Origin of the sequence: Lactonifactor longoviformis DSM 17459, from assembly GCF_900129135.1 — a bacterium.
GTDB lineage: Bacteria > Bacillota > Clostridia > Lachnospirales > Lachnospiraceae > Lactonifactor > Lactonifactor longoviformis.
Genome location: NZ_FQVI01000010.1, coordinates 102,044 through 123,652, shown reverse-complemented (window position 1 = coordinate 123,652; position 21,609 = coordinate 102,044). Strand labels below are relative to the sequence as shown.

Below are 21,609 nucleotides of genomic sequence, written 5' to 3'. Positions count from 1 at the left end.
TCCTTTTTCCTGTTCCCTAACCCTTTACGGCTCCGACTGTCATACCTTTAATAAAATACTTCTGCAGGCTCAGGAACAATATGGCAATCGGCAGCACGGAAATTACGATTGCCGCCATAGCTGTTGTGTAATCACTGCTCTGCGCCGAAAACAGAGACTGAATCGCTACCGTCAGAGTCTTTAACTGCTTCTTGCTGACATACAGACTCGCCAGCAGGTAGTCGTTCCAAATCTGGAATGCCTGCATGATAATTAACGTTGCCATGGCCGGTTTGAGAATCGGCATAACCACTGAGATATACGTGCGGATGACAGAACATCCATCGATTCTAGCGGCTTCCTCAAGCTCCAGTGGAACCGTGGACATGAAACTGTTCATCAGGAATACTCCGAACGACACTCCCGTCGCGACATACATGAATATAATCCCGTATCTCGTATTTGTCAGATGCAGTTTATATCCAATCATATAAATCGGAAGGAATAATGCCTGATACGGAATCAGAATTCCCACAATAAAGTATATGTAGCAGAATTTAAAAAATTTATGGGTGCATCTTGCAATCGCCCATGCCGTAGTTCCGCATAAGATGGCGAGAATCAATACGCTTATCGCCGTATAGATGAACGTATTGGTAAATGTAGTCGCCAGATTTAATTTGTCAAATGCTTTCACATAGTTTTCAAGATTAAAGCTTTCCGGTAAAGACAGCGGGCTGCTCAGGTATAATTCCCGCTTTCCCTTAAAGGAATAATTAAGGATAATAAAGATTGGCGCAATGAACGCGATTGCCGCCACCGTCATAATGATCTGCACGCCAAATGTCTTTTTCGTGTATGGCTGCGCCTGAATATCATCTTTTTCCTTTTTCCTAAACATTATGCCTGCACCTCCCTCTTCTTTAATCCCTTTACCTGTATGAGTGCAACCAGAAGAAGTACAATTACAAGTGTCACAGACATTGCCGAACCATAGCCATACTGTCTTCCGTTAATAGCCGTTGTATATGTTTCGTAAATCATAGATGTGGAAGACCTGCCAGGGCCCCCTTTTGTGGAGGATACAAGTAAGTCGTACACTTTCAGTGAACCGGTTGTGATACCTACCACACAGATTGTAATTGCCGGAGCAAGCATTGGGATTGTTACATTAAAAAATCTCTTAACCGCTCCTGCCCCGTCAACCTTTGCCGCCTCATATAATTCGGCCGGTACTGATTGAAGCCCTGCCAGATATATAAGCATCCAATATCCGATCCACTGCCAGTTATTCGCAATCAGAAGACCGCTGAGTACGGTTTCCTTCTTCCCGAACAGGAGGAAATTGATATTGGTTCCCAACAAGTCATTCAGGGCCGGAAGCACATTTGAGAACATCTTAAGCCACACAAAACCGACAATAACCGCACTGATCAGGCACGGGATAAATAAAATCGTCCGGTATATTTTCTGTCCCTTAATTCCACTGTCCAGTGCAACTGCAAATAACAGTGCTACGATATTCTGAATAATTGTATTGCCAATGGTGAACTTAATCGTAAACAGCCAGGCATCCCTAAAATTTGAGTCCTTAAATAAATCAATATAGTTCTGGAAGCCTACAAAGATTTTCTCCGCAGACATTCCGTCCCAGCTTGTGAATGAATACCGCACCGCCATAAACATAGGAATAATCAGCCCAATCGTAAAGATGATGAATCCCGGTAAGACAAGCAGTAAATATTGGCGGAACATTCTTTGTTCCATTGTTCCTTTTTTTGTTTTCTTCATTGTACTCTCTCCCTTTTAAAAAAGAGGAGGAGATATCTCCCCCTCTTTTTCTATTTATTTGCTAATTTGCGGAGCTGGCGCCCACTCTTCCGTCAGAGGCCTTCAGGCAATCCTCGAAGCTTAGGTCTCCCTGGAGCCAAGACGCGATGTCCTTTGCATTTTCCTCCTGGAAACCACCCCATACGAGCTGGTTATTTCCAAGCGTTACATCCACGATATTCCCTTCCTCAGCATACTTATCGATGTCTTCCTGACTTGGATTCTTGAATGTAGGTGTTACATCCTTGAGCATAGAAGCTGTCTTTGTGTAGTCCAGAATATCTACCGCCAGGTCTTTGTCGCTTGTAAGAAGGTCAAGAACCTGATTGACTTCCTCCTGATGCTTCGTATCTTTGCTTGTCATAACAGTAATGTTCGGCTCAAAGATTAACTTGGAATCCCCGGTCTGATTCGGGAATGGGAAGATTCCGAACTCAAAGTTCTCGTCAATATCGAGGAAATTCTGGATTGACCAGGAGCCTGACACCTTCATAGCCGCTTCTCCCTGTACCATCTTTGCATCACAGTCTGTCTGCTCTGTGGAGAAGGTCTCCGGGAATGTATTGTCATAAATCAGTTTGTTATACTCATATGCCGTCTGCATTTCCTTACTGTCTGAGAAGGATACCTTTCCGTCCCTAAACTTGTCTCCCCAGGTAGGGTCATTGTTGAACACGTCGTTCATGGCGAACTGCATGGTGACATTACCGATGGACCAGGTATCTACCATGTGGCTGGCAAATGGTGTGATTCCTTTTGCTTTACAGTCATCAATGATTTTCTGTAAGTCTTCCTGGGTCTTTGGCACTTCCCATCCATTTTCCTTAAACATCGTCTTGTTGTAATACACACCCTGATACAGTGCGTTGTATACAAGACCATAGGTTTTTCCGTCTATTGTAACGTTTTCGCTTGCCGCATCCAGTCCTCTGTCCACATACTTACTGTCAATTTCTCCCAGAACACCCTGCGGTGCATATGTAGATACATCCTGTGCCTTACCAATCATAATATCTGGCAATCCCGACTGCATATACTGCTGCATCTTTGGCTGGAAGTCATTGCCCCAGTCTACACACTCCCATTCCAGCTCAATATTCGGATACTTTTCGGCCAGGGCTTCATCAATCATGTCTTCAATTCCTGCATCCGTTGTGGACTGTCCGGCCAGCACGGTAAGTGTTACTTTTTCGCCCTCACTTTTTTTCTCAGTCCCGCCTGCTTTGCCATCATCGTTTCCGCCGCATCCTGTTGCCATTGATGCAATCATCATTGCAGCCAATACTGTACAAAGCACTTTTTTTCTTTTCATAACCCGTTCCTCCTGCATTTTTATTGGTTAACTTGATGATATGATTATAGAATTTTTCTCACTGCAAGAAATAGGATGATATAGAAAAAATTAGTTGTACAATTTTGTATTCCCCAAAATAACATAAAAAAACCTTTCGGTAATGCACACTACCAAAAGGTTTCCTTATACTGATTACCGGCCAAAGCCTGCAATCCATCTGTGCTGCCTGATAAAACTAAGCTGCATATTTATCAAATACCTTTCTGAAAAAAATCGAATTGATATAAGCCAGCAGTGAAAAGCCCCCTACCAGCCAGATAAAAATTGCCCGCAGCATAAATTCCACATGAAAGAAAGTAACCATCACACATGCAGCTGTAATCAGCAGCATGGCAGCCGTATAACCAAGGTTTACCCCTCCAATCATAAAAGCATTTTTCAAACAGGTAAGAAAATCATCCTGGAACCTGGCCATATATGGGAAAACGTACAGGATTACGATAACAAAAACACAAAATAAAACAACAGTCGTTATTGTCAGCAGCATCCGCAAACTGCCGGACAAGCTCTTGATTACTGAAAAATCAATATAAAAGACTGCACCTGCTGCTGCCAGCACAAGCCAGCAGGATGTACTTTGCCTGAAATTTACTTTAAAGGACTTCCAGTAAGCGGAAAATACATAGGACTCTTCCTGTTTTACCATTTTAAGGTTTACCGAATATAGTGCAGTGACCGCAGCCCCAATTGTCACCAGCGGCAGGCAGCTGAGCAAAAAACAGATGTTTAGTATCACTGTATTCATAATCTTGTTCATCACATCCATCAACGGACTATCCAGATCAAAAATGTTTCCCATCATTATTCCCCCTATTCTTCATAAGCACTGGCGGCCCTGTTTGCATCCGAAAATTCAAGCACCTCCTCAAGTGTCTTTTCCTTCTTCAGCCATGCCAGCTGTTCCTGCGCCACACGGTTCTGGAAACTCCATATCAGCTGTGCATTTCCAGTGGAAACGTCAATCACTCTTCCCTGTTCTTCATATGTATCAATATCGTCTTGTATCTTACTCTTATAAGCAGACTCCATTCCCTCGACAACGGAATCGGCCTGTGTAAATTCCAGGATTTCACTGGTAAGCTGTCTGTCACTCAGCAGTGAATAAAAGATCTCATCAATCAGGCTGTCATGCTCTGTATCTGCACTCTTCATGAAAGTAAGGTTGGTTTCCCTGATCAGATCCGCATCCCCCTTCTTATTGGGAAAGGGGAAGATACCAAACCGGATGGTCTTTCCATATTGATTGGCAAACTGCATGGACCATGAGCCTGTCAGATACATAGCGGCCTCTCCCTGCGTGAATCTGCTGTCGCTCTCAAACTGATCCAACAATAGTGCGTCTTCCCATGACGCATCCAGAATCATCCGGTTGTTTTCCATGCAGCGCATGATATCCTCATTCCTGGTATAATCCACTTCCCCTCTCCTAAACCGCTCCCCCCACTGCGGGTCATACTTAAAAATCTCATTCATCATATATTGCATCGTCATATTCGCCACTTTCCAGCTCTCCTGAAAATGTACTGCAAACGGCACAATGCCCTCCGCTTTGAGCTTCTCTACAGCCGCCTCCATATCCTCCGTTGTCCGGGGAACCTCGATAGAGAGCTGCTCGAAAATATCTTTATTATAAATCACGCCCTGGTACCAAAAGTTATATGGCAGGCCATACACCTGATGGTCAAGTGTAACGGAATCCAGTGCACTTTCCTTGATCTTAGCACTGCAGTCTTCAGATATGGTTCCAAGCTGCCCTGTTTTCGCATACGCCTTCACATCCTGTGCCTTTCCGATTATGATATCCGGAATATCCCCCGATGCCAGCCTTCCTCTCATCTGGGATTCAAACCGGTCACCCCAGTCTACACATTCCCATTCCAGCTCCACCTGAGGATATTCCTTTTCCATCCACTCGTTGACCATATCCTCTATTCCCGCATCTGAGGTAGACTGCCCTGCCAGAACCGTCAGTATTATCTTGTCTTCTTTTACGCCGGTGCTCTTATCAGGTGCACATCCTGTCAGCAGCACTATCACAGCCGTCAGTAATAAAAGTTTTTTTCTGTTCAATGTTCATCCTCCAGATGTCTGTTTCTGTACTCCCTAGGGCTTATCCCTTCATTCTTTTTAAACACCCTGCTGAAATAAGTGTAGTCATCATATCCAACCATAAAAGCGATCTCCGTCAGATTGATATCACTTTCAGCCATATACTCCTTTGCCTTACTGATTCTTTTTTTCGTGATATAAAGAATCAGGTTCTCCCCTATTTCCTGGCGGAACATCTTGGAAAAGTAAGAATTTTCCACATTATAAGCTTTCGCTAAAGAGTCCAGCGTCAAATCCTCAAAATAATGGCCGTCAATATATGCGGCTGCCTGCCGGACAATCCCCCGCATGGTATCCGTAGGGGCTTCCTTTCTGTCAGGGACGAGATACTCTATCATATTCTGCACTGCTTCGCATACCGCTTCCCCATCGAGGCTTTCCACTGCCTTATCTGCTGATTCCATTAAGCTGTCAATATCGACTGCTTGTTTATGTCTCTGCTCCTGCATAGCGAAATCTGCAAATACATTCATAACCTGCTTTACTGTCTGGCGCACCTCCAGATATCCCCACGTTTCTTTCTCACACCGTCTCAATCCAATCTCCTCTAAAACAACCTTCGTTAAGGCAGCTGCATTTTGGGATTTCAGAAAATTTTGGATTCTTTTTTCCTGTTCTCCCGTAAACCTGGCATTCCTGCGGTCCTTATTCATCTCATCTTTTTTTTCCGACAATATGATTTCATCCTTTTTGCAGTATGTCCTGGTCATAAGCAGGGCCACCGATTCGACATATGCCATGTGGATGCTGTCCATGGAATAGGAATGCCCGCTGATGCAGAAGGTAAGGCAGGTACCCGGGAACTTTGAAAAGTAGATCCGCAGCCTTTCTGCCAGCTTCACCAGTTCACGGCTCCCCAATTCCGTTATGACTATAAATTCATTAGAACGGTAAATATGGTTAAAAATTATAATTTCGTCAGTATGGATGATCCGGTGGATCTCCTTTTTTATATTATAAGAGAATAAGTTCATATCATAGTCATTGTATTTTATGACAGCGGAAAGATTATGGATTTTTATCAGCATGAGGCTCATCCCTGCCAGCTCAATCCCGCTGTTCATAGACAGGTTTGGCACATAGGGGACCTCCTCCTTCTCAATCAGCTGGCTGAACTCCCTGTCCTGGATCAGGGATGCCGCTTTCAACAGCTTGAGCTTTTCGTTTTCCCGCTCACTTATGATTTCCAGTGCCTTTACAATGGCATTCACCAGGTCAATCTTCGTCACCGGCTTTACCAGATAGTGGATCGCACCGGATAAAAAGGTTCCCCTGACATACTCAAAGTCATCGTACCCGCTCACTACAAAGGCTACAATCTCCGGATACTTTTCTTTCACGATCTCAAGCAGTTCTACCCCGTTGATAAAGGGCATATTGATATCCGTAATCAAGATGTCAGGTTCTTCCTCCTCCAGGCGCTTCAGGACTTCCTCTCCGTCCCGCGCCGGCTCCAGGCATTCCAGGGAATATCTGTCCCATTCAATCATCTGCCGGAGTTTTTCTCTTGTCCAAAACTCATCGTCTGCAATCAATATCTTATACTTTTGCTTTTCCATCTTCTTTTTCCGTCCTTTTATCCCTGGGTATTTCCATGCAAACTTCAGTTCCTTCGCCCATGGTACTTATGATGTGGAGCCCATAAGATTCTCCGTACAGCATCTTCAGCCTGGCATTAATATTATGCAGGCCGATAGAATTGCCTTCTTCTATAAATTGGATATCATTTTTTTGCAGCAGTCTGTTATATGCATCCGCATCCATGCCGACTCCATTGTCTGATATACAGATCACCACGCTGCTGCCCTTTGCCTTTGCCTGAATCCTTACACACTTTTCCCCCCGCTTATTACGCAGGCCGTGATTGAGTGCATTCTCCACCAAAGGCTGCAGGGAAAGTCTTGGTACCCTGCTCTGGAGCACGCTTTCATCAATATCATAAGTATACTGTATATTATCCTGCATCCGCACGCCCATTACATAGCAGTAATTCTTCAGATGTATGATCTCCTTCGACAATGTAGAGAACGGGTCTTTCATATTCAGGCTGTAGCGGAAAATATTGGAAAGGGACTGGCTCAGCCTGCTTACCTCCTGGCAGTTTCTGATCTGTGCAATGCTGCTCATCGTATCCAGTGTGTTATACAGGAAATGCGGATTGATCTGTGCCTGCAGCGCCTTGTATTTTGCCTGGTTTAACAGCTCATTTGCCTGCTTTTCTTTTTCGGAAAGTTCTTCCATCTGATCCAGCATTTCATTAAAATTTTGTCCAAGCATTCCAATCTCATCCTTATTTTTAATCTCTGCACGCAAAGAGGTGTTTCCGCCTTTAATCCTTTCTATCGTAACCATAAGCTCTTCCAGCGGCCTTGTCATGCTCCGCGACAGTATAAATGTCAGAAAAGCGGCAGCAACGACCATAACCACCCCAATCAAGAGGAGGTTCACCGTCAGCGCCCGCTGGTTCTGTTCCAAAAGTTCCCGGGGCATCAGGGAATATGCCGTCAGGTCATACTTATTCTGCTCTACTTGAAAAAGCTCCTGTTTTGCAGACCCGGATGCCATTTGTCCTGTCTGTGTTCCCTGCAGAATCTGAGTGGATATCTCCTGATATTCTATTTCTTCGTCCTTACTCAGGCTGCCGATAGAAGTTACCGGACGGTCATCCATAGGCTGCAGCCAAATATACATGGTATTATCTGTACTGTACTTATCCATAATGGAGCGGATTGCCTTGCTGTCCACATCACATACAATATAGCCAATAGCCTGTTTGTAATTCCGGTTATCAAACAGCTTCAGCACGAACCGCACAATATCTGTCTCCCTATACTGGTTATAATAGCTGGAGATCAGCATACCATTCTCCGTAGAATTTACAAAATTTTTCACCGCTTTGGCATTGCAGTAATCTTCATCTCCATAAATGTCTGCCGGATAATTATGTTTTGGCGTCATGGCCCTGCGGTATGTACTGATTATCTCGTCTTTTGAGGTGTATAGATACATGGATACCACACTGTCCCCTGTTTCAAAACCGGTAGTCGCAATCTCATATGCTTTCCTATAAAACCCTTTTCTCAATTTTTCTATGCTTTCCTGTTCCTTCAGCGCTTCGATCAGTTCTCTTTCACTGTAAACTTCAATCAGGTTGCTTTCCACGTTTTTGATAAAAGTGTAGATTTCATTCTGCATATTCTGCAATGAATTAGCGCTCTCTGCCTTAGCCCTGTCATATATAATACCAGAAGATGTTTCCTGAAATAAAATTGTCTGCAGAATTAACGCTATGAGTGTACAGCCGAGGCACATACACAAAATCTTCAATCTTAATTTCATCTTCTATCCCCCTTCTTATAACCGTTTTCATTATAGCATTTATGTAATGCTAAGAAAATAGAACAATTTATCATATAGACTTGGACTATTTTGACAGTATATCTCTTGACACTGTTGCAATACACAGAGACTCTCCTTCGTAAATAAAAAAACAGGGGCTGTGAAAAAAGCCCCTTTTGTGCCTCAATTTCTGGCAATATGTAATCATCATTTCATAACTGTCTTCCAAAACAACATTTGTAAGGACATGCTGCACGGAAATTTTTTTCCCGGTTCCTCACAAATAATATTCAATCCGTTCCTCCTCTTTCATCCCAAAAGCATCAAACACCTTATCCCGGACCACGAGAAAATCGTCGGATGTCCTGTCCCTGTGCTTTCCAAAAGGGACAGGGATAATGGTCTTGATTTTTCCGGGATTGGGTGTCATGACCACTATCCTGTCTGCAAGCGCCACGGCTTCCTCAATATCATGTGTCACAAAAACAACGGTGATGTTCTCTTCCTCTGCAATCCTGCGGATATCGTCCTGCATCTGCAGCCGGGTGATGGCGTCCAGTGCGGCAAACGGCTCATCCATGAATAAAATCTGCGGTTTTACCGCCAATGCCCTGGCAATGGAGACCCGCTGCTGCATTCCACCGGAAAGCTGGGAGGGCCTGAAATCTTTAAAACGCTCCAGGCCTACCAGCTTCAGGTAATCTTTTGCCGTCTTTGCCGCCTCACGCTTCTTCCACTTTTTCGCCAGCAGGCCCATCATGACATTTTTCTCCACACTCTTCCAGGGCAGGAGGCCGTAATGCTGGAAAACGGTCACATACTCCGGGGAAGGCTTCTCTACTTCTTTCCCGTCAATGAGGATACTCCCGCTATCCACACTTTCAAATCCTGCCAGGGCATTGAGAAGGGTTGTCTTTCCGCAGCCGCTGGGTCCCAGAAGGCAGGTAAACTCCCCTTTTTCCATGGACAGCGATACATGGTCCAGCGCCCGGAATTGTGTTTCCTCCTGCATATACTCCTTTGATACATCCTTCACTTCTATCAGGCTCATATCAGTTCCCGCCTCCTTGTGTAGTCTCAAATCCCCATATCTTTCCTGCCTGCTCCTCCCCATAGCGCATCAGTATATCCAAAACCAGCCCTAAAATACCGATCACCAGGATTGCCGCCATCAGAAGATCCGTTTCCAGACTGTTCCTGGCGTCCGATACCAGGTACCCCAGACCGGACTGCGCCCCGGCCATCTCCCCTGCAACCAGGAATATCCATGCAGTTCCCAATGCCAGATGGAGCCCTGATGCAATCTGGGGAAAGGATGCCGGAAAGATAATCCCAAAGAGGGTTTTTATCTTCCCCACCCCAAAGTTACCGGCTATCTTCTTATATACGGGATCCAGTTTCCCCACCGCGCTGACCGTGGTGAGCAGAACCGGAAAAAACGCCGCCAGGAAGATAATCACTATGGCCGGCACATCCCCTGTCCCTGCCCACAGGATAATAAAGGGAAGCCAGGCCACCGGAGATATGGGGCGCAGTATCTGGATAACCGGATTCATATAGTTCCATACTCCGGGCAGCCAGCCAAGAGCCAGCCCCAGAAGGACTGCCAGGATGGAAGCAAAGGTATACCCAATAAGAAACCTGTACATACTGGCGCCCACATCCAGCAGAAGCTTTCCTGAAAGCGCCCGGTCCGCCAGTGCATGAAATACTTCCCCCGGGCCTGGGAAGAGGCTCTTAGGGAAGATGCCGGCCCATGCCAGAAGCTGCCAGCCGAGAAGCAATACGGCAAACGGAATCACATGCGTCCTTACTCTTTTCATTTTCTGCCTCCTGTTCCCTGCTCTCCCTGTGTCTTAACAAATGCTTCATAAGAAGGTGGGTTCTGGCTCAGGCCAAAAGCCCTCTCTTTTTCACATAAGGTATCATATGCTTGCCTGCTTACAGACAAGTCCTCAAAGGAAATCCAGGCAAGGGACTGCCGGGCGACTTCCTTTTCCTGGCCCAGATATTTCTCAGCAAGAGTCTCTGCTTCTTCATCCGTCATGCTGTCGCCTGCCTGCAGATACGTCCTTTCAAACCGCTCTGCTTCCTTTTCTTTCCCCTGCACCGACTCCTTATTCCATACAATCCCGCAGCATATGGAATCCTCCCACAGTTCTCTGGATGTGGCAAATACTCTGCCTATCCCGGCGCTTACCGCTTTGGCTCCAAATGGTTCCGCCACACAGTACCCGTCAATCTGTCCGCTCTGCAGCGCGGAGGGCATCTCCGCGGGCGCCATCTCAAGTATCTGCACATCCTCTGTGGACAGTCCGTTTTTCTGCAGCAATTCCTGAAGCAGGATATTGTGGGAAGACTGCTCATTTGGAATGGCAAAGGTTTTTCCGCGAAGCTGGTCTCCCTGGGTAATGTCAGGCCTGGTTATGACCACATTCCCGTCCCGGTGCCCAAGGGCAGCCAGTTCCAGGGGGATTCCCTGTTCCTTTGCCTTCATAGCAAGTTCAATCAGCACGGACGCGCCGTCTGCCCTGCCTGTATTCAGGGCGTCCATCAGTTCCCCCCAGCCGCCGTACCTCACCAGTTCCACTTTCACATCTCCATCGAAAAGTTCCTTTGTCTTAAACAGCGGAAGGGAATGGGTGATTGGAAGATACGCTATTTTCAAAGTCACCTGTTCTTTCCCTGAATCGGCATGTATCTGATCATATTTATAGTATAATGCGCTGCCAAGCAGTAAAACCACTGTCAGAAATGCAGCAAATGCTTTTATTCTCTTCATTCCGTCTCCTTTTTATGAATCCCAGCCCAGCGCTTTTCTTTTCTCTTTCAGGTCATTCTCAATACGCTCCGCCAGGGCCATATGGTCAACATCCACAATCATTTCCGAACCCAAAAGTTCCTTTGTTCCATGTTCCAGGAACTTTGACACTTTTTCCGAACCCTGGGTGGGCGCATAGACGCTGTGGTAGGAATTCATGCCCAGAAGCCGGAAAGCCAGCGACGCACAGATGCCTTTTTCGTTGGACCACTCGGGGCTTACGAAAGCGTATGGCAGGTCTTTGATTGCATGGCCGCTTTTCGCCGCCACACCGGAAAACAGTGCGGAAGCCCGTGCATTGTCCAGGCATTCCCCCATCTGCCATACCGGGGGTACATCAGTAAGGAAGTTTCTCAGTCCCTCCCCCGTCTGTTCCAGGGCCTTTACCGAGCAGTATCCCAGCTTCATAAGCGGAAAGGACGCGCATCCGTTGGTCAGAATCAATACATTGTTCTTAAGCAGGACATCCGCCACTTCTGCCACGGCTTTTTCATAAATAATCCTGGGATTGCTGCATCCCACCAGATTTACAATACCAAGGATTCTTCCATCCTTCAGGGCTTCAGCAATCGTCTCCAGCCCGCCGAAATGTTCTGCGGCAAACTCAGCGGAAAACCCAATCTCCGCCTCCACTTCATATTTCGGGATGAACACGGGCACCTCCCGGCGTGCCTGAAAACTCTCTATGCCCCGCGTCACAATCTTCACAGCCAGGCCATGAATCTCCTCCAGATTGGAGTGGTGGTGGTCAAAGGCATAGTGCTCCGCTCCCGGCAGCCGCGCGGAATCGCTGGTGGTAACAACAGTTGTCTTAAAGCATTTCGCCACCTCCATAATAGAAGGGAACACATCCTGTACATCTGCCACCCACAGATCCAGTGCACCTGTTCCCAGCACCAGTTCCGAACCAACTGCATTGGAGAGGGGGATCACTCCTCCATAGCGGTACATGGCGGAAAGCCCGGAACAGCAGATCCCGTAGAACTGAATTCCATTTGCTCCGGCTGCTTTTGCCTTTTCCTGAAATGCTTCTGACTGCCCGGTGCGCACAATCTCGCTGACCAGCAGCGGAGAATGGCCGTGGACCGCTATGTTGACAAACCCTTTTTTCAGTGCTCCCAGGTTCATCTTCGACCTGCTTCTCTTGGGCAGCCCATACAGGCTGTCCATGGCGATGGAACTTCCCAGACAGCTGGTCCAGGCAAATGCCAGGCCTACCCTAAGGAACTGCTGCATGATATTCCTCCAGTCCCCGTCTGTTCCGGTGCTGGTCCTGTGCAAACCCTCAAATACCTCGTGGTATACACTGATTGGCAGGATATCCAACGCCGCCCATACCTCCTGTCTTTCCTTCGGTGCAAAGGACGTCAGTGTACGGTGAGCACCCGGGACAGTCCGGGACAGATCTTCCAGTAAAATATCCGCCACTTCCGCCGCCAGCCTGTTTATGCTCTTTCCCTCTGTATCTATCCCATAGATATCACATACGGCCCGGATCTTCGCTTCCCCTTCTATGGGCATGTCTAATGTCCCCTCCCCCGCTTTTTTCAGGGCAAGCATACTCTCCCGTCCCCTTGCCCCGTGGGCTGCTGCGCCTGCCGCTGCCGCCCGGAGCATATTCCTGGCAACGATTACATCTGCGTCCGCCCCGCAGACACCCCGGGGACATTTCTTTGTGATCTTGCAAGGACCCATATAGCAGTTTTTACAGCATACCCCGGCAATCCCAAAGGGGCACTGGGGCTGCTGGCTGTCGAACCGGTCAAATACGGTCTCCACTCCCATCTCCTGCAGATGGAGCAGCATTTCCCTCACAGCCGGATCCGGGGTCTGCTCCAGAACCTGCTGCTTGTCTGGAAATGTCTTCCGGTAGGCGTTCACGGCTTCCGTATAATCATGAAACCCGTCCATCCCGCCGTGGTGATGATGTGCGTGCCTCTCTGCAATAACTGTATGATTCTCCATGTATGTTCCTCCTTTAGTCTATTGGGTCGATAAAGACGATGCCGGATAGTTTTTTTAACTATCAATATGACAGGAAAAAACGGACACCCCTTTCCGGTATCCGCATCACTCGCAAACCTATGTAGGATATAACTCAGATCTTCCCATCAGGATCAGGAACCATATGGATACATGCAAAAAAAGGTTCTGTATCTTTACACATACAGCAGCACATAACACATATATATCTTTTTCCTGTAGTCCTATACTTCTGAATCATGATTTTCCCTCTTCCATTTCCTACTGTTTCTATATGTTTTGTAGTATATATTTATTGGAAGATTTTGTCAACATGTTTTTATGAAAATTTTTCTCCCCTATATCGTGCCTAAACCAGTCTTCTCTTTCACAATTGCATATATCCTGTCACATATCTGCTGTAACTTCTGTACCTGACTGCCCAAAATACGCACTGCCACATCCGATTCAGCCGTAAGCGTGACACCGCCGGAAATTTCCTGCTGTTCCTCAATCAGCCTGCGGATTTTTCCGATACATCCGGATGCATCTTCGTGAAAGAACAGGAGATTAGCAAGGTAGGAATACCCTTCAAACATTCCCACATCTTCCATAGCATTCAGGTCTGGATAGAACCGGTTGTTTTCTCTGTATATCAGTTTCCCGTGCCGCCATGCCTCTACCAGAGATAAATAATGCCGGTAGTCAAACCGCTCGCCTCTTGCTGCCCGCCCACAGGATACAATTTCCTGGTAAAACAGGCTGCTGCTTAGATCCTCCAGCCAGATTTCAGTGTGCCCCCGAAAGGCAGACTCTGCAAAAGGGATCACAGGGAGGGGACGGTACAGCAGGACAGCGTTCTTCCCCACCCTCAGGCAGGTTTCCCTGCCGGCACTGCCATTTTTCATTTTGTGGATCTTCTCATGGGACTGAGATACGCATTCCATTGCCGCACAGGATTCCGTTTCCAGATAGATCTTCTGTCTGTCTCCCTCCAGAATGCCTGCAGACGCCATAAGGGGCATAACCCTAATGCCCCCGTCAGGAAGCTTAAACGGGGACATCACTTTAAAAGGCGCAGTAAATGACAGTTCCTTCAGATAGGTTCTTCCGCCGTTTTCTCCGGCTACGACCCGCAGTTTGGACACCTTTCCGTAGGCATTTTTGCTCTCTTCCATGACATCACCCGGCCCCTTCCAGCAGCACACACTGTTTGATCCATTGAACCACCCGGTCCACGCCTTCATCATCCCGTATATTGGTAAATAAAAACGGCTTATCCCCTCTCATTTTCTTAGAGTCCCGTTCCATAATATCCAGTCTTGCCCCCACCATAGGAGCCAGATCGATCTTGTTAATGACAAGGAGATCCGACCGGGTGATACCCGGGCCTCCCTTGCGGGGGATCTTATCTCCTTCCGCCACATCAATGACGAAGATCGTGGCATCGGCAAGCTCGGGACTGAAAGTGGCGGACAAATTATCCCCTCCACTTTCAATAAAAATGATCTCAACATCAGGAAAGCGTTCTGTAATTTCGTCCACAGCCTCCAGGTTCATGGAGGCGTCCTCCCGTATAGCTGTATGAGGACATCCACCTGTTTCAACGCCGATAATCCTCTCCCTGGGCAGAATACTTTTCCTGCACAAAAACTCCGCGTCTTCTTTTGTATAGATATCATTCGTGATGACGCCGATGCTGTACTCTGCCGCCATCTTTCTGGCCAGAATCTCAATCAACGCGGTTTTGCCGGACCCCACAGGCCCGGCTACTCCTATTTTTACATATGACATAACTCCACTCCCTTTATATCTTCTGCTTTTGACTTTCCTTCATGACATATAAAGCCGTGAATACAGTCCTTCATGCTGCATACACCGTATCTCAAATCCCGGCGCAGCCGCTCCCAATTCCTCCGCTTCCATATTCTCCAGTCTCTCCATCACTTGCCCGAATACCCCATGGCACTCAAATAAAAGCTTTTGTCCGGCGGTTTGGCTTAAAGGGATGGTCTTTACACAGTTTGTCACCATGGCCGAAGCCTGGGAATACAGATAATGCTGCAATGCATCTTGGCAGGTAATCCCTGCGGCGGCACAAAAAACACCGTAAGCCACACAATGCGTCTTCGGACCGGACAGTTTCGTGTAATCCAGAAATACAGGCGTCTCATAATCAACGGAAAGCGCTTTTACCGTCTTGATAAAACGTGACCCCAATTTTTCGCCTGCCTGCCTCACTTCCCTGGCAGAACGGGAACAATGGATAATCTCCTCCAACTCCGCAATATTCTCCAGATTTTCCTTCCCCGCTTCCTCCCACGCCATACGGATGGCAAGCAACTCGTTGGGACACAGGCTGCAAAGGAGCATCTGCCTGATATAGACGGCGGCGGTCTGCTCACTGGTAACGATTCCCTTCTGAATATAGGTCTCCAAACCGTAGGAATGAGAATATCCCCCAATGGGAAAAAGTGCATCATTTATCTGCAGAAGCAGATACGCCTTTGCCTGTTCTGTCATTTCCAGCTCCTTTCCAAAGCCCCTGTAGTCTGATACTGCCTCAAAATCAATGGGTATGGCTGCTGACCGTTGACGAAACTGCCCGGTCAAAATCCAGTTTCCTTACCTCTTTTCTGGCCTGTACTCCGTGCAGCTTCTTCAAGAGCTGTATGGTTGGCTCATTATACGGGGTGATAAACTGCAGCTCTTCCTCTCCTTTTATAAGGGCAGCATGTTTATTTCCAATCTCATAGCACACCTTGTAAGCCATTTCCCGGTGGGCTTTGTCTACGTCAATAACAATCACTTCACAGGCTGGAATCTGCACGGCAATCACTTCCTGCCCCTCCTGCCACAGGACGTCTCCTTCCCGCAGGCCTTTCGTCAGGATTTCTGTCCCCAGTCGGATTCCGATTTCCCGTCCCTGCCGGGTAGTTTTTTGGTGGATGCGCTTGAATGCTTCATGCCATTCAATATCCACATAGTCCACTGTCATTTCTTTAAATTTGTCCTCGTTTACACTGCCCAGGACAGCCTCACACAAAATCATAGCGCTTTCCTCACTTTCACGATAATCTTCCCTCTCCGTCAAACGGATATGCGGAATTCCAGGGATTTCCCTGATAAAGTTAAAACAGGGAATAGAGCTGGGTCAGAGGAAGACTGCCGGCGGGCTTAGAAGTAAGATGCACTCCATCTGCTTTCACCTCATAAGTCTCCGGATCCACGGTAATCTCCGGGGTCGCATCATTATATACCATGCATTTCTTTGAAATATCCCGGGTGTGATGTACCGGAAGTATCATCTTCTGCAAGCCCAGTTTTTCCCGGATCCCGGCTTTTGCCGCCGCCTCTGACACAAAGGTGGCACAGGTACGGTACTTTGCTTTTCCATGTGCTCCGAACATGTGCTGATACATCACAGGTTCCGTGGTGGGGATAGAAGCATTGGCATCCCCCATCCTGGCAGCAAGGATCATGCCGCCCTTTATGATAATCTCCGGCTTTATGCCGAAAAATGCCGGGTTCCATATGACAAGGTCTGCCAGCTTGCCTGTCTCTACGGACCCCACATAATCAGAGATGCCGTGGGTGATCGCCGGGTTGATGGTATACTTGGCGATATACCGTTTGATCCGGCAGTTGTCATCCTCTGCTCTGTCCCCTTCTAATGGCCCCCGCTCTTCCTTCATCTTATGCGCGGTCTGCCAGGTCCGGGTGATCACCTCCCCGATCCTGCCCATAGCCTGGGAATCGGAGCTCATCATGCTGAACACTCCCATATCGTGCAGGACATCCTCCGCCGCAATAGTCTCAGGCCGGATTCTGGAGTCTGCAAAGGCAACATCCTCCGGTATATTCTTATCCAGATGATGGCAGACCATCAGCATATCCAGATGTTCATCCAGCGTATTTTCCGTAAATGGCATAGTAGGATTCGTAGAAGAGGGAAGTATGTTGTGTGCTGCTGCTGCCCGGATGATGTCCGGCGCATGGCCGCCTCCGGCTCCTTCCGTGTGGTAAGTGTGGATCGTCCTTCCGGCAATGGCCGCCAGGGTATCCTCCACACAGCCGCCTTCATTCAGTGTATCCGTATGGATGGCTACCTGCACATCATATTCGTCCGCCACGTTCAGACAGTGGTCAATGACCGCAGGAGTAGCTCCCCAGTCCTCATGAATCTTCAGTCCCATAGCTCCGGCCTCCACCTGTTCTGCCAGAGCAGCCCCGTCGGAGCAGTTGCCTTTTCCGAGGAAGCCTAAATTCATGGGGTATTCCTCCGCTGCCTCCAGCATCCGGGCCAGATTCCAGGGGCCGGGGGTACAGGTGGTGGCATTTGTCCCGTCTGCCGGGCCGGTACCGCCTCCGATCATGGTCGTGATCCCGGAGAACAGGGCACAGTCAATCTGCTGGGGGCAGATGAAATGGATATGGGAATCGATGCCTCCGGCAGTCACGATCATCCCCTCCGCCGCTAGGGCCTCCGTGGACGCGCCCACCGTCATTCCTTCTGTCACACCGTCCATAATATCCGGATTTCCTGCTTTTCCGATCCCCGCGATCCTGCCGTCCCGGATTCCGATATCCGCCTTATAGATTCCGGTGTAATCTATGACCACGGCATTGGTAAGCACCAGGTCTAAATCCCCGTCTGCCCTCGTTGTCTTCACGGACTGCCCCATGCCGTCCCGGATGGTCTTTCCGCCTCCGAATTTAATCTCATCCCCATAGGTGGTATAGTCTTTCTCAACACGTGCAAGCAGACAGGTGTCTGCAAGGCGCACCCGGTCGCCCGTTGTGGGGCCGTACATCATACTGTACTCTCTGCCGCTGATACGATAGCTCATCCTCTCACCTCCTCATCCTGAAGCATGGATTTTCCGGCCGCCCGCTCCATCGCCTGTTCCAGCCCTTTGGAGTCCGTCCTTCCCTGTGTTAAGTCATTGCAGCCGTAGACAGTCTTCCTGCCGCCGAGCTCAACCAGATTAACGCACTTCTCCTCTCCCGGTTCAAACCGTACCGAGGTTCCGGAAGGGATATCCAGACGGTATCCAAATGCCTCCGGCCGGTCAAACACCAGCAGACGGTTCACCTCGAAAAAGTGAAAATGGGAGCCAACCTGAATTGGTCGGTCCCCCGTATTGGCAACCGGTATCTGTTTCGTCTTCCTCCCCTGATTCAATATAATGTCCCTGTCCTGGGGCATGATTTCTCCCGGCTGCAAAAAATGACACGGAGCGCTTTCATACCCCTCTTTGGGCTGTATGGGATCGTGGACTGTCACCAGCTTGGTCCCATCCGGAAAAGTTGCTTCTACCTGGACGGAACCAAGTACCGGACTCACGCCGTCCATCACATCCGCTTCTGTCAGAAGCTGCCGTCCCAGTTCCATCAGCTCCACTACGGACTTTCCGTCCCTTGCCATTTCCAGAAGCCGAGAGCTTATATAAGCCACCGCTTCTGTATAATTAAGTTTCAATCCCCTGTTTTTTCTCTGTGCTGCCAGCTCTCCGGCCATATGCAGCATCAGTTTTTCCTGTTCCTTTGGTGTCAGTTTCATCCCCGGTCCTCCCCCTTAAAGTGACATAGTAGCCTGCAGGCGGTCCTGGTCTAAACATTCCGGCTCCCCATCCATGATGATTCTGCCGTTCTCCATGACATAACAGTAATCTGCGATATCCAGGACAAATTCCAGATACTGTTCTACGATCAGCACGGCCATCTTAGACTTCAGTTCTGTGATAACCCGCCCGATTTCCTGAATTACAGAAGGCTGTATCCCCTCGGTGGGTTCGTCCAGGATCAGGATCTTAGGTCCGGATACTACCGCGCGGGCAATTGCAAGCTGCTGCTGCTGTCCGCCGGACAGATCCCCGCCTTTGCGGTGCAGAAACTCCTGCAATATGGGAAAGGTTTCAAAAATAAAATCCGGAATTACGCCCTTCCCATTTCCGGCTTCCAGACCCAGGAGGATGTTTTCTTCCACGGTGAGCTGCGGAAATATCTCCCTTCCCTGCGGCACATAGCCGATTCCACGCTTCGCCCGCTCATATACGGGTAGCTTCTGCAGCTCACGCCCGTCTAAACTAATCTTCCCCTGCGGCGTCTTCACCAGTCCCATAACCGCCCTCAGTGTAGTCGTTTTGCCGGCTCCGTTCCGCCCGACTAAAGAAGTGATTCGCCCCTTCGGCGCTTCTAAATCCACATGGCGCAGGACCATCCCCTCTCCGTAGGTTGCGTATAGCCCTTCTAGTTGAAACATTCTCCTGCCTCCTCTCAGCCTCTTCCTAAATAAACGTCAATGACCTGCTGGTTCTGCTGTACCGTCTCCATCGTGCCCTCGTCCAGCACCGTCCCCTCATGGAAGACGGTCACGGTATCTGAGACATCCTTAGCAAACTGCATGTCATGCTCCACCACTATGATGGAACACTCCTTCTTAATATTCTTCAGCATCTCAGCTGTTTTTTCTGTTTCCCTTCGTCCCATGCCCGCAACAGGCTCATCCAGCAGCATGAGCTTTGGTCTTGCCGCCATAAGCATCCCGATCTCCAGCCATTGCTTTTCCCCGTGGGAAAGACTTGACGGGTATTGAAAACGTTTATCCTTGAGTCCGATGAACTCCAGAATATGATTCATATATTCCCTTTTTTCCTTTGACAGCTTTAAGAATGTGGTAGAATAAATGGAATGTTTTCTGGCAACAGCCAGTTCCATGTTCTCATCAATGGTAATCCCCCCAAAGACACTGGGAGCCTGGAATTTCCTTCCGATTCCCAGATCTGAGATCGCATACTCTTTCATTCTCGTCACATCCCGATCCCCGGAATCCCCGTGAAACACGATCTTCCCGTCTGATACCTTATTCTTGCCGCAGATCGCGTCCAGGATCGTCGTCTTTCCCGCGCCGTTAGGGCCGATAAAGAATCGGATCTCGTTTTTCCCGATGGATGTAGATACGTCTTTGATCGCTTTAAAATCACCAAACTGTATGCTGACATCCTCAATATCCAGAACAGGTGTAACTCCTGTATCCATTCTCTCCATGAGCTGTTCCATCTTAAATCCCTCCATTCTGACTCTTTTATTTGCTCCTTACAGCAGTCTTATCCGGAATCTTCTCTTCTGCGGAGGAGGTCTCCTCCCTGTGCAGCCTTAACTTTGCCCGTATCTTACCCGGGATCTCCTTCAGGGATATCACGCCTCCCGGAAGCCAGAGGATCACCACTACAAACAGGACTCCGATGAAGTAGGACCAAAGCTCCGGAAAATTTTCACTGGCTGTTGTCTTCAGGCTGTTTACTGCCAGCGCACCCAAAACAGGGCCGATGAGGGTCCCCTTGCCGCCGATAGCTACCCAGATGATCATCTCCACAGAGGGGACTACTCCCACCTCCGCCGGGGATATGATCCCCACCTGCCCTACGTAAAGGGCTCCGGCGATTCCTGCCATAAAAGCCGACAAGGCATAGACAAACACCTTATAGTTTGCTGTATTATATCCGGCAAAACCCGCCCGGTTCTCTCCGTCGCGGATAGCGATCAATACTTTTCCCACCCGTCTGCCTGTCAGGAACCGGCACAGGGCAAAAAGCAGCACCAGTACAAGCAGGGTCACATAAAACATAACGATTTTCGTCACAGGTGCATGGATATCCTGCCCGAATATGGTCTTAAAGTCAGTAAGCCCGTTAGAACCCCCGGTAAATGCCTGGCTTCCGATCAGCAGGGTGCCCATAATCATTGCCATCGCCTGAGAAAGGATGGAGAAATACACGCCGCGGATCTTGTTCGTAAAGGTCAGATATCCGATAATCACCGCCAACAGTACCGGTACCGCCACTGCCATCGCCACTGCAAATACGGGATTCCCGAAAGGTACCCAAGCCGCAGGCAGGCGGTCAAGCCCGCTCCAGGACATAAAATCCGGCAGGTTTCCCCCGGCCGCTTCTAATTTCAGGTACATGGCCATACAGTAAGCTCCCAGTCCGAAATAAACCCCATGTCCCAGACTCAGGATGCCGGTATAGCCCCAGATCATATCCAGCCCCAGGGCAATGATGGCAAAGCACATATATTTCCCAAAGAGGCTGACACGGAACATGGGCATATAGAAAGGCAGGGCTGCCAGCAGCAGAAAGATGACCGCTGCCAGGATCGTCGTCCCCTTGATTTTTTTCATTGTCTTCATATTCACACTCCTTTTTTACAA

20 protein-coding genes are annotated in these 21,609 nt (G+C 48.5%); all 20 read right to left on the bottom strand.

The genetic code is table 11. From position 1 onward, the window contains the following. Window positions 1-16 precede the first annotated feature (16 nt). Window positions 17-880: a carbohydrate ABC transporter permease gene (locus BUA56_RS11295; RefSeq protein ID WP_072851736.1), complete on the bottom strand. Its 864-nt coding sequence runs from the start codon at window positions 878-880 to the stop codon at window positions 17-19. After that, complete coding sequence (locus BUA56_RS11290; RefSeq protein WP_072851734.1) at window positions 880-1,770, bottom strand: carbohydrate ABC transporter permease; 891 nt, start codon at window positions 1,768-1,770, stop codon at window positions 880-882. Before BUA56_RS11290 ends, BUA56_RS11295 begins: the two co-directional genes overlap by 1 nt. 61 nt (window positions 1,771-1,831) lie before the next feature. Continuing rightward, window positions 1,832-3,121, bottom strand: coding sequence for an ABC transporter substrate-binding protein (locus BUA56_RS11285; protein WP_072851732.1), 1,290 nt, complete (start codon window positions 3,119-3,121; stop codon window positions 1,832-1,834). Window positions 3,122-3,338: 217 nt separating this feature from the next. Further along, window positions 3,339-3,962 carry a YesL family protein gene (locus tag BUA56_RS11280; RefSeq protein ID WP_207650929.1) on the bottom strand — a complete coding sequence of 208 codons (624 nt, stop codon included), beginning with the start codon at window positions 3,960-3,962 and terminating at the stop codon, window positions 3,339-3,341. 11 nt (window positions 3,963-3,973) lie between these two features. Then, window positions 3,974-5,233, bottom strand: coding sequence for an ABC transporter substrate-binding protein (locus BUA56_RS11275; RefSeq protein WP_072851730.1), 1,260 nt, complete (start codon window positions 5,231-5,233; stop codon window positions 3,974-3,976). Next, on the bottom strand, window positions 5,230-6,831 hold the full coding sequence (locus tag BUA56_RS11270; RefSeq protein ID WP_072851728.1) for a response regulator transcription factor: 1,602 nt from the start codon (window positions 6,829-6,831) through the stop codon (window positions 5,230-5,232). The genes BUA56_RS11275 and BUA56_RS11270 overlap by 4 nt, the downstream gene beginning before the upstream one ends. Then, entirely contained in the window at window positions 6,812-8,611 is a 1,800-nt protein-coding gene (locus tag BUA56_RS11265; RefSeq protein WP_084067860.1) for a cache domain-containing sensor histidine kinase, read from the bottom strand. The genes BUA56_RS11270 and BUA56_RS11265 overlap by 20 nt, the downstream gene beginning before the upstream one ends. A gap of 277 nt (window positions 8,612-8,888) precedes the next feature. Continuing rightward, window positions 8,889-9,662, bottom strand: a complete 774-nt coding sequence (locus BUA56_RS11260; protein ID WP_072851727.1) for an ABC transporter ATP-binding protein — start codon at window positions 9,660-9,662, stop codon at window positions 8,889-8,891. A 1-nt stretch (window position 9,663) separates the two neighbouring features. Beyond that, complete coding sequence (locus tag BUA56_RS11255) at window positions 9,664-10,434, bottom strand: ABC transporter permease (protein WP_072851725.1); 771 nt, start codon at window positions 10,432-10,434, stop codon at window positions 9,664-9,666. Beyond that, on the bottom strand, window positions 10,431-11,393 hold the full coding sequence (locus BUA56_RS11250; protein ID WP_072851723.1) for an ABC transporter substrate-binding protein: 963 nt from the start codon (window positions 11,391-11,393) through the stop codon (window positions 10,431-10,433). The genes BUA56_RS11255 and BUA56_RS11250 overlap by 4 nt, the downstream gene beginning before the upstream one ends. 12 nt (window positions 11,394-11,405) lie before the next feature. Next, complete coding sequence (gene cooS / locus BUA56_RS11245; protein WP_072851721.1) at window positions 11,406-13,397, bottom strand: anaerobic carbon-monoxide dehydrogenase catalytic subunit; 1,992 nt, start codon at window positions 13,395-13,397, stop codon at window positions 11,406-11,408. A gap of 356 nt (window positions 13,398-13,753) precedes the next feature. After that, complete coding sequence (locus BUA56_RS11240) at window positions 13,754-14,572, bottom strand: urease accessory protein UreD (RefSeq protein ID WP_072851719.1); 819 nt, start codon at window positions 14,570-14,572, stop codon at window positions 13,754-13,756. 4 nt (window positions 14,573-14,576) lie between these two features. Further along, complete coding sequence (gene ureG, locus BUA56_RS11235; protein WP_072851717.1) at window positions 14,577-15,188, bottom strand: urease accessory protein UreG; 612 nt, start codon at window positions 15,186-15,188, stop codon at window positions 14,577-14,579. Between the two features lie 39 nt (window positions 15,189-15,227). Next, window positions 15,228-16,007: an urease accessory protein UreF gene (locus tag BUA56_RS11230; RefSeq protein WP_341443418.1), complete on the bottom strand. Its 780-nt coding sequence runs from the start codon at window positions 16,005-16,007 to the stop codon at window positions 15,228-15,230. Beyond that, window positions 15,964-16,488, bottom strand: coding sequence for an urease accessory protein UreE (locus tag BUA56_RS11225; protein WP_242946763.1), 525 nt, complete (start codon window positions 16,486-16,488; stop codon window positions 15,964-15,966). The genes BUA56_RS11230 and BUA56_RS11225 overlap by 44 nt, the downstream gene beginning before the upstream one ends. A 37-nt stretch (window positions 16,489-16,525) precedes the next feature. After that, window positions 16,526-18,244, bottom strand: coding sequence for an urease subunit alpha (ureC, locus tag BUA56_RS11220; protein ID WP_072851713.1), 1,719 nt, complete (start codon window positions 18,242-18,244; stop codon window positions 16,526-16,528). Next, window positions 18,241-18,957 (bottom strand): urease subunit gamma, encoded by a 717-nt coding sequence (gene ureA / locus BUA56_RS11215; RefSeq protein WP_072851711.1) that lies wholly within the window; start codon window positions 18,955-18,957, stop codon window positions 18,241-18,243. The genes ureC and ureA overlap by 4 nt, the downstream gene beginning before the upstream one ends. Before the next feature lie 15 nt (window positions 18,958-18,972). Further along, window positions 18,973-19,659 (bottom strand): urea ABC transporter ATP-binding subunit UrtE, encoded by a 687-nt coding sequence (gene urtE, locus BUA56_RS11210; RefSeq protein ID WP_072851709.1) that lies wholly within the window; start codon window positions 19,657-19,659, stop codon window positions 18,973-18,975. Window positions 19,660-19,673: 14 nt separating this feature from the next. Next, window positions 19,674-20,471: an urea ABC transporter ATP-binding protein UrtD gene (urtD, locus tag BUA56_RS11205; RefSeq protein WP_242946762.1), complete on the bottom strand. Its 798-nt coding sequence runs from the start codon at window positions 20,469-20,471 to the stop codon at window positions 19,674-19,676. A gap of 10 nt (window positions 20,472-20,481) precedes the next feature. Further along, window positions 20,482-21,588, bottom strand: coding sequence for an urea ABC transporter permease subunit UrtC (gene urtC / locus BUA56_RS11200; RefSeq protein WP_072851707.1), 1,107 nt, complete (start codon window positions 21,586-21,588; stop codon window positions 20,482-20,484). Window positions 21,589-21,609: the final 21 nt, after the last annotated feature.

What these genes read in the sequence shown, in the direction of transcription:
- BUA56_RS11280 (WP_207650929.1), bottom strand. Translation starts at nt 3,962, where the DNA reads ATGGGAAACATTTTTGATCTGGATAGTCCGTTGATGGATGTGATGAAC.
- cooS (WP_072851721.1), bottom strand. Translation starts at nt 13,397, where the DNA reads ATGGAGAATCATACAGTTATTGCAGAGAGGCACGCACATCATCACCAC.
- urtE (WP_072851709.1), bottom strand. Translation starts at nt 19,659, where the DNA reads ATGTTTCAACTAGAAGGGCTATACGCAACCTACGGAGAGGGGATGGTC.
- BUA56_RS11295 (WP_072851736.1), bottom strand. Translation starts at nt 880, where the DNA reads ATGTTTAGGAAAAAGGAAAAAGATGATATTCAGGCGCAGCCATACACG.
- BUA56_RS11255 (WP_072851725.1), bottom strand. Translation starts at nt 10,434, where the DNA reads ATGAAAAGAGTAAGGACGCATGTGATTCCGTTTGCCGTATTGCTTCTC.
- BUA56_RS11290 (WP_072851734.1), bottom strand. Translation starts at nt 1,770, where the DNA reads ATGAAGAAAACAAAAAAAGGAACAATGGAACAAAGAATGTTCCGCCAA.
- urtC (WP_072851707.1), bottom strand. Translation starts at nt 21,588, where the DNA reads ATGAAGACAATGAAAAAAATCAAGGGGACGACGATCCTGGCAGCGGTC.
- ureC (WP_072851713.1), bottom strand. Translation starts at nt 18,244, where the DNA reads ATGAGCTATCGTATCAGCGGCAGAGAGTACAGTATGATGTACGGCCCC.
- BUA56_RS11260 (WP_072851727.1), bottom strand. Translation starts at nt 9,662, where the DNA reads ATGAGCCTGATAGAAGTGAAGGATGTATCAAAGGAGTATATGCAGGAG.
- BUA56_RS11240 (WP_072851719.1), bottom strand. Translation starts at nt 14,572, where the DNA reads ATGGAAGAGAGCAAAAATGCCTACGGAAAGGTGTCCAAACTGCGGGTC.
- ureA (WP_072851711.1), bottom strand. Translation starts at nt 18,957, where the DNA reads ATGAAACTGACACCAAAGGAACAGGAAAAACTGATGCTGCATATGGCC.
- ureG (WP_072851717.1), bottom strand. Translation starts at nt 15,188, where the DNA reads ATGTCATATGTAAAAATAGGAGTAGCCGGGCCTGTGGGGTCCGGCAAA.
- BUA56_RS11285 (WP_072851732.1), bottom strand. Translation starts at nt 3,121, where the DNA reads ATGAAAAGAAAAAAAGTGCTTTGTACAGTATTGGCTGCAATGATGATT.
- BUA56_RS11270 (WP_072851728.1), bottom strand. Translation starts at nt 6,831, where the DNA reads ATGGAAAAGCAAAAGTATAAGATATTGATTGCAGACGATGAGTTTTGG.
- BUA56_RS11250 (WP_072851723.1), bottom strand. Translation starts at nt 11,393, where the DNA reads ATGAAGAGAATAAAAGCATTTGCTGCATTTCTGACAGTGGTTTTACTG.
- BUA56_RS11265 (WP_084067860.1), bottom strand. Translation starts at nt 8,611, where the DNA reads ATGAAATTAAGATTGAAGATTTTGTGTATGTGCCTCGGCTGTACACTC.
- urtD (WP_242946762.1), bottom strand. Translation starts at nt 20,471, where the DNA reads ATGGAGGGATTTAAGATGGAACAGCTCATGGAGAGAATGGATACAGGA.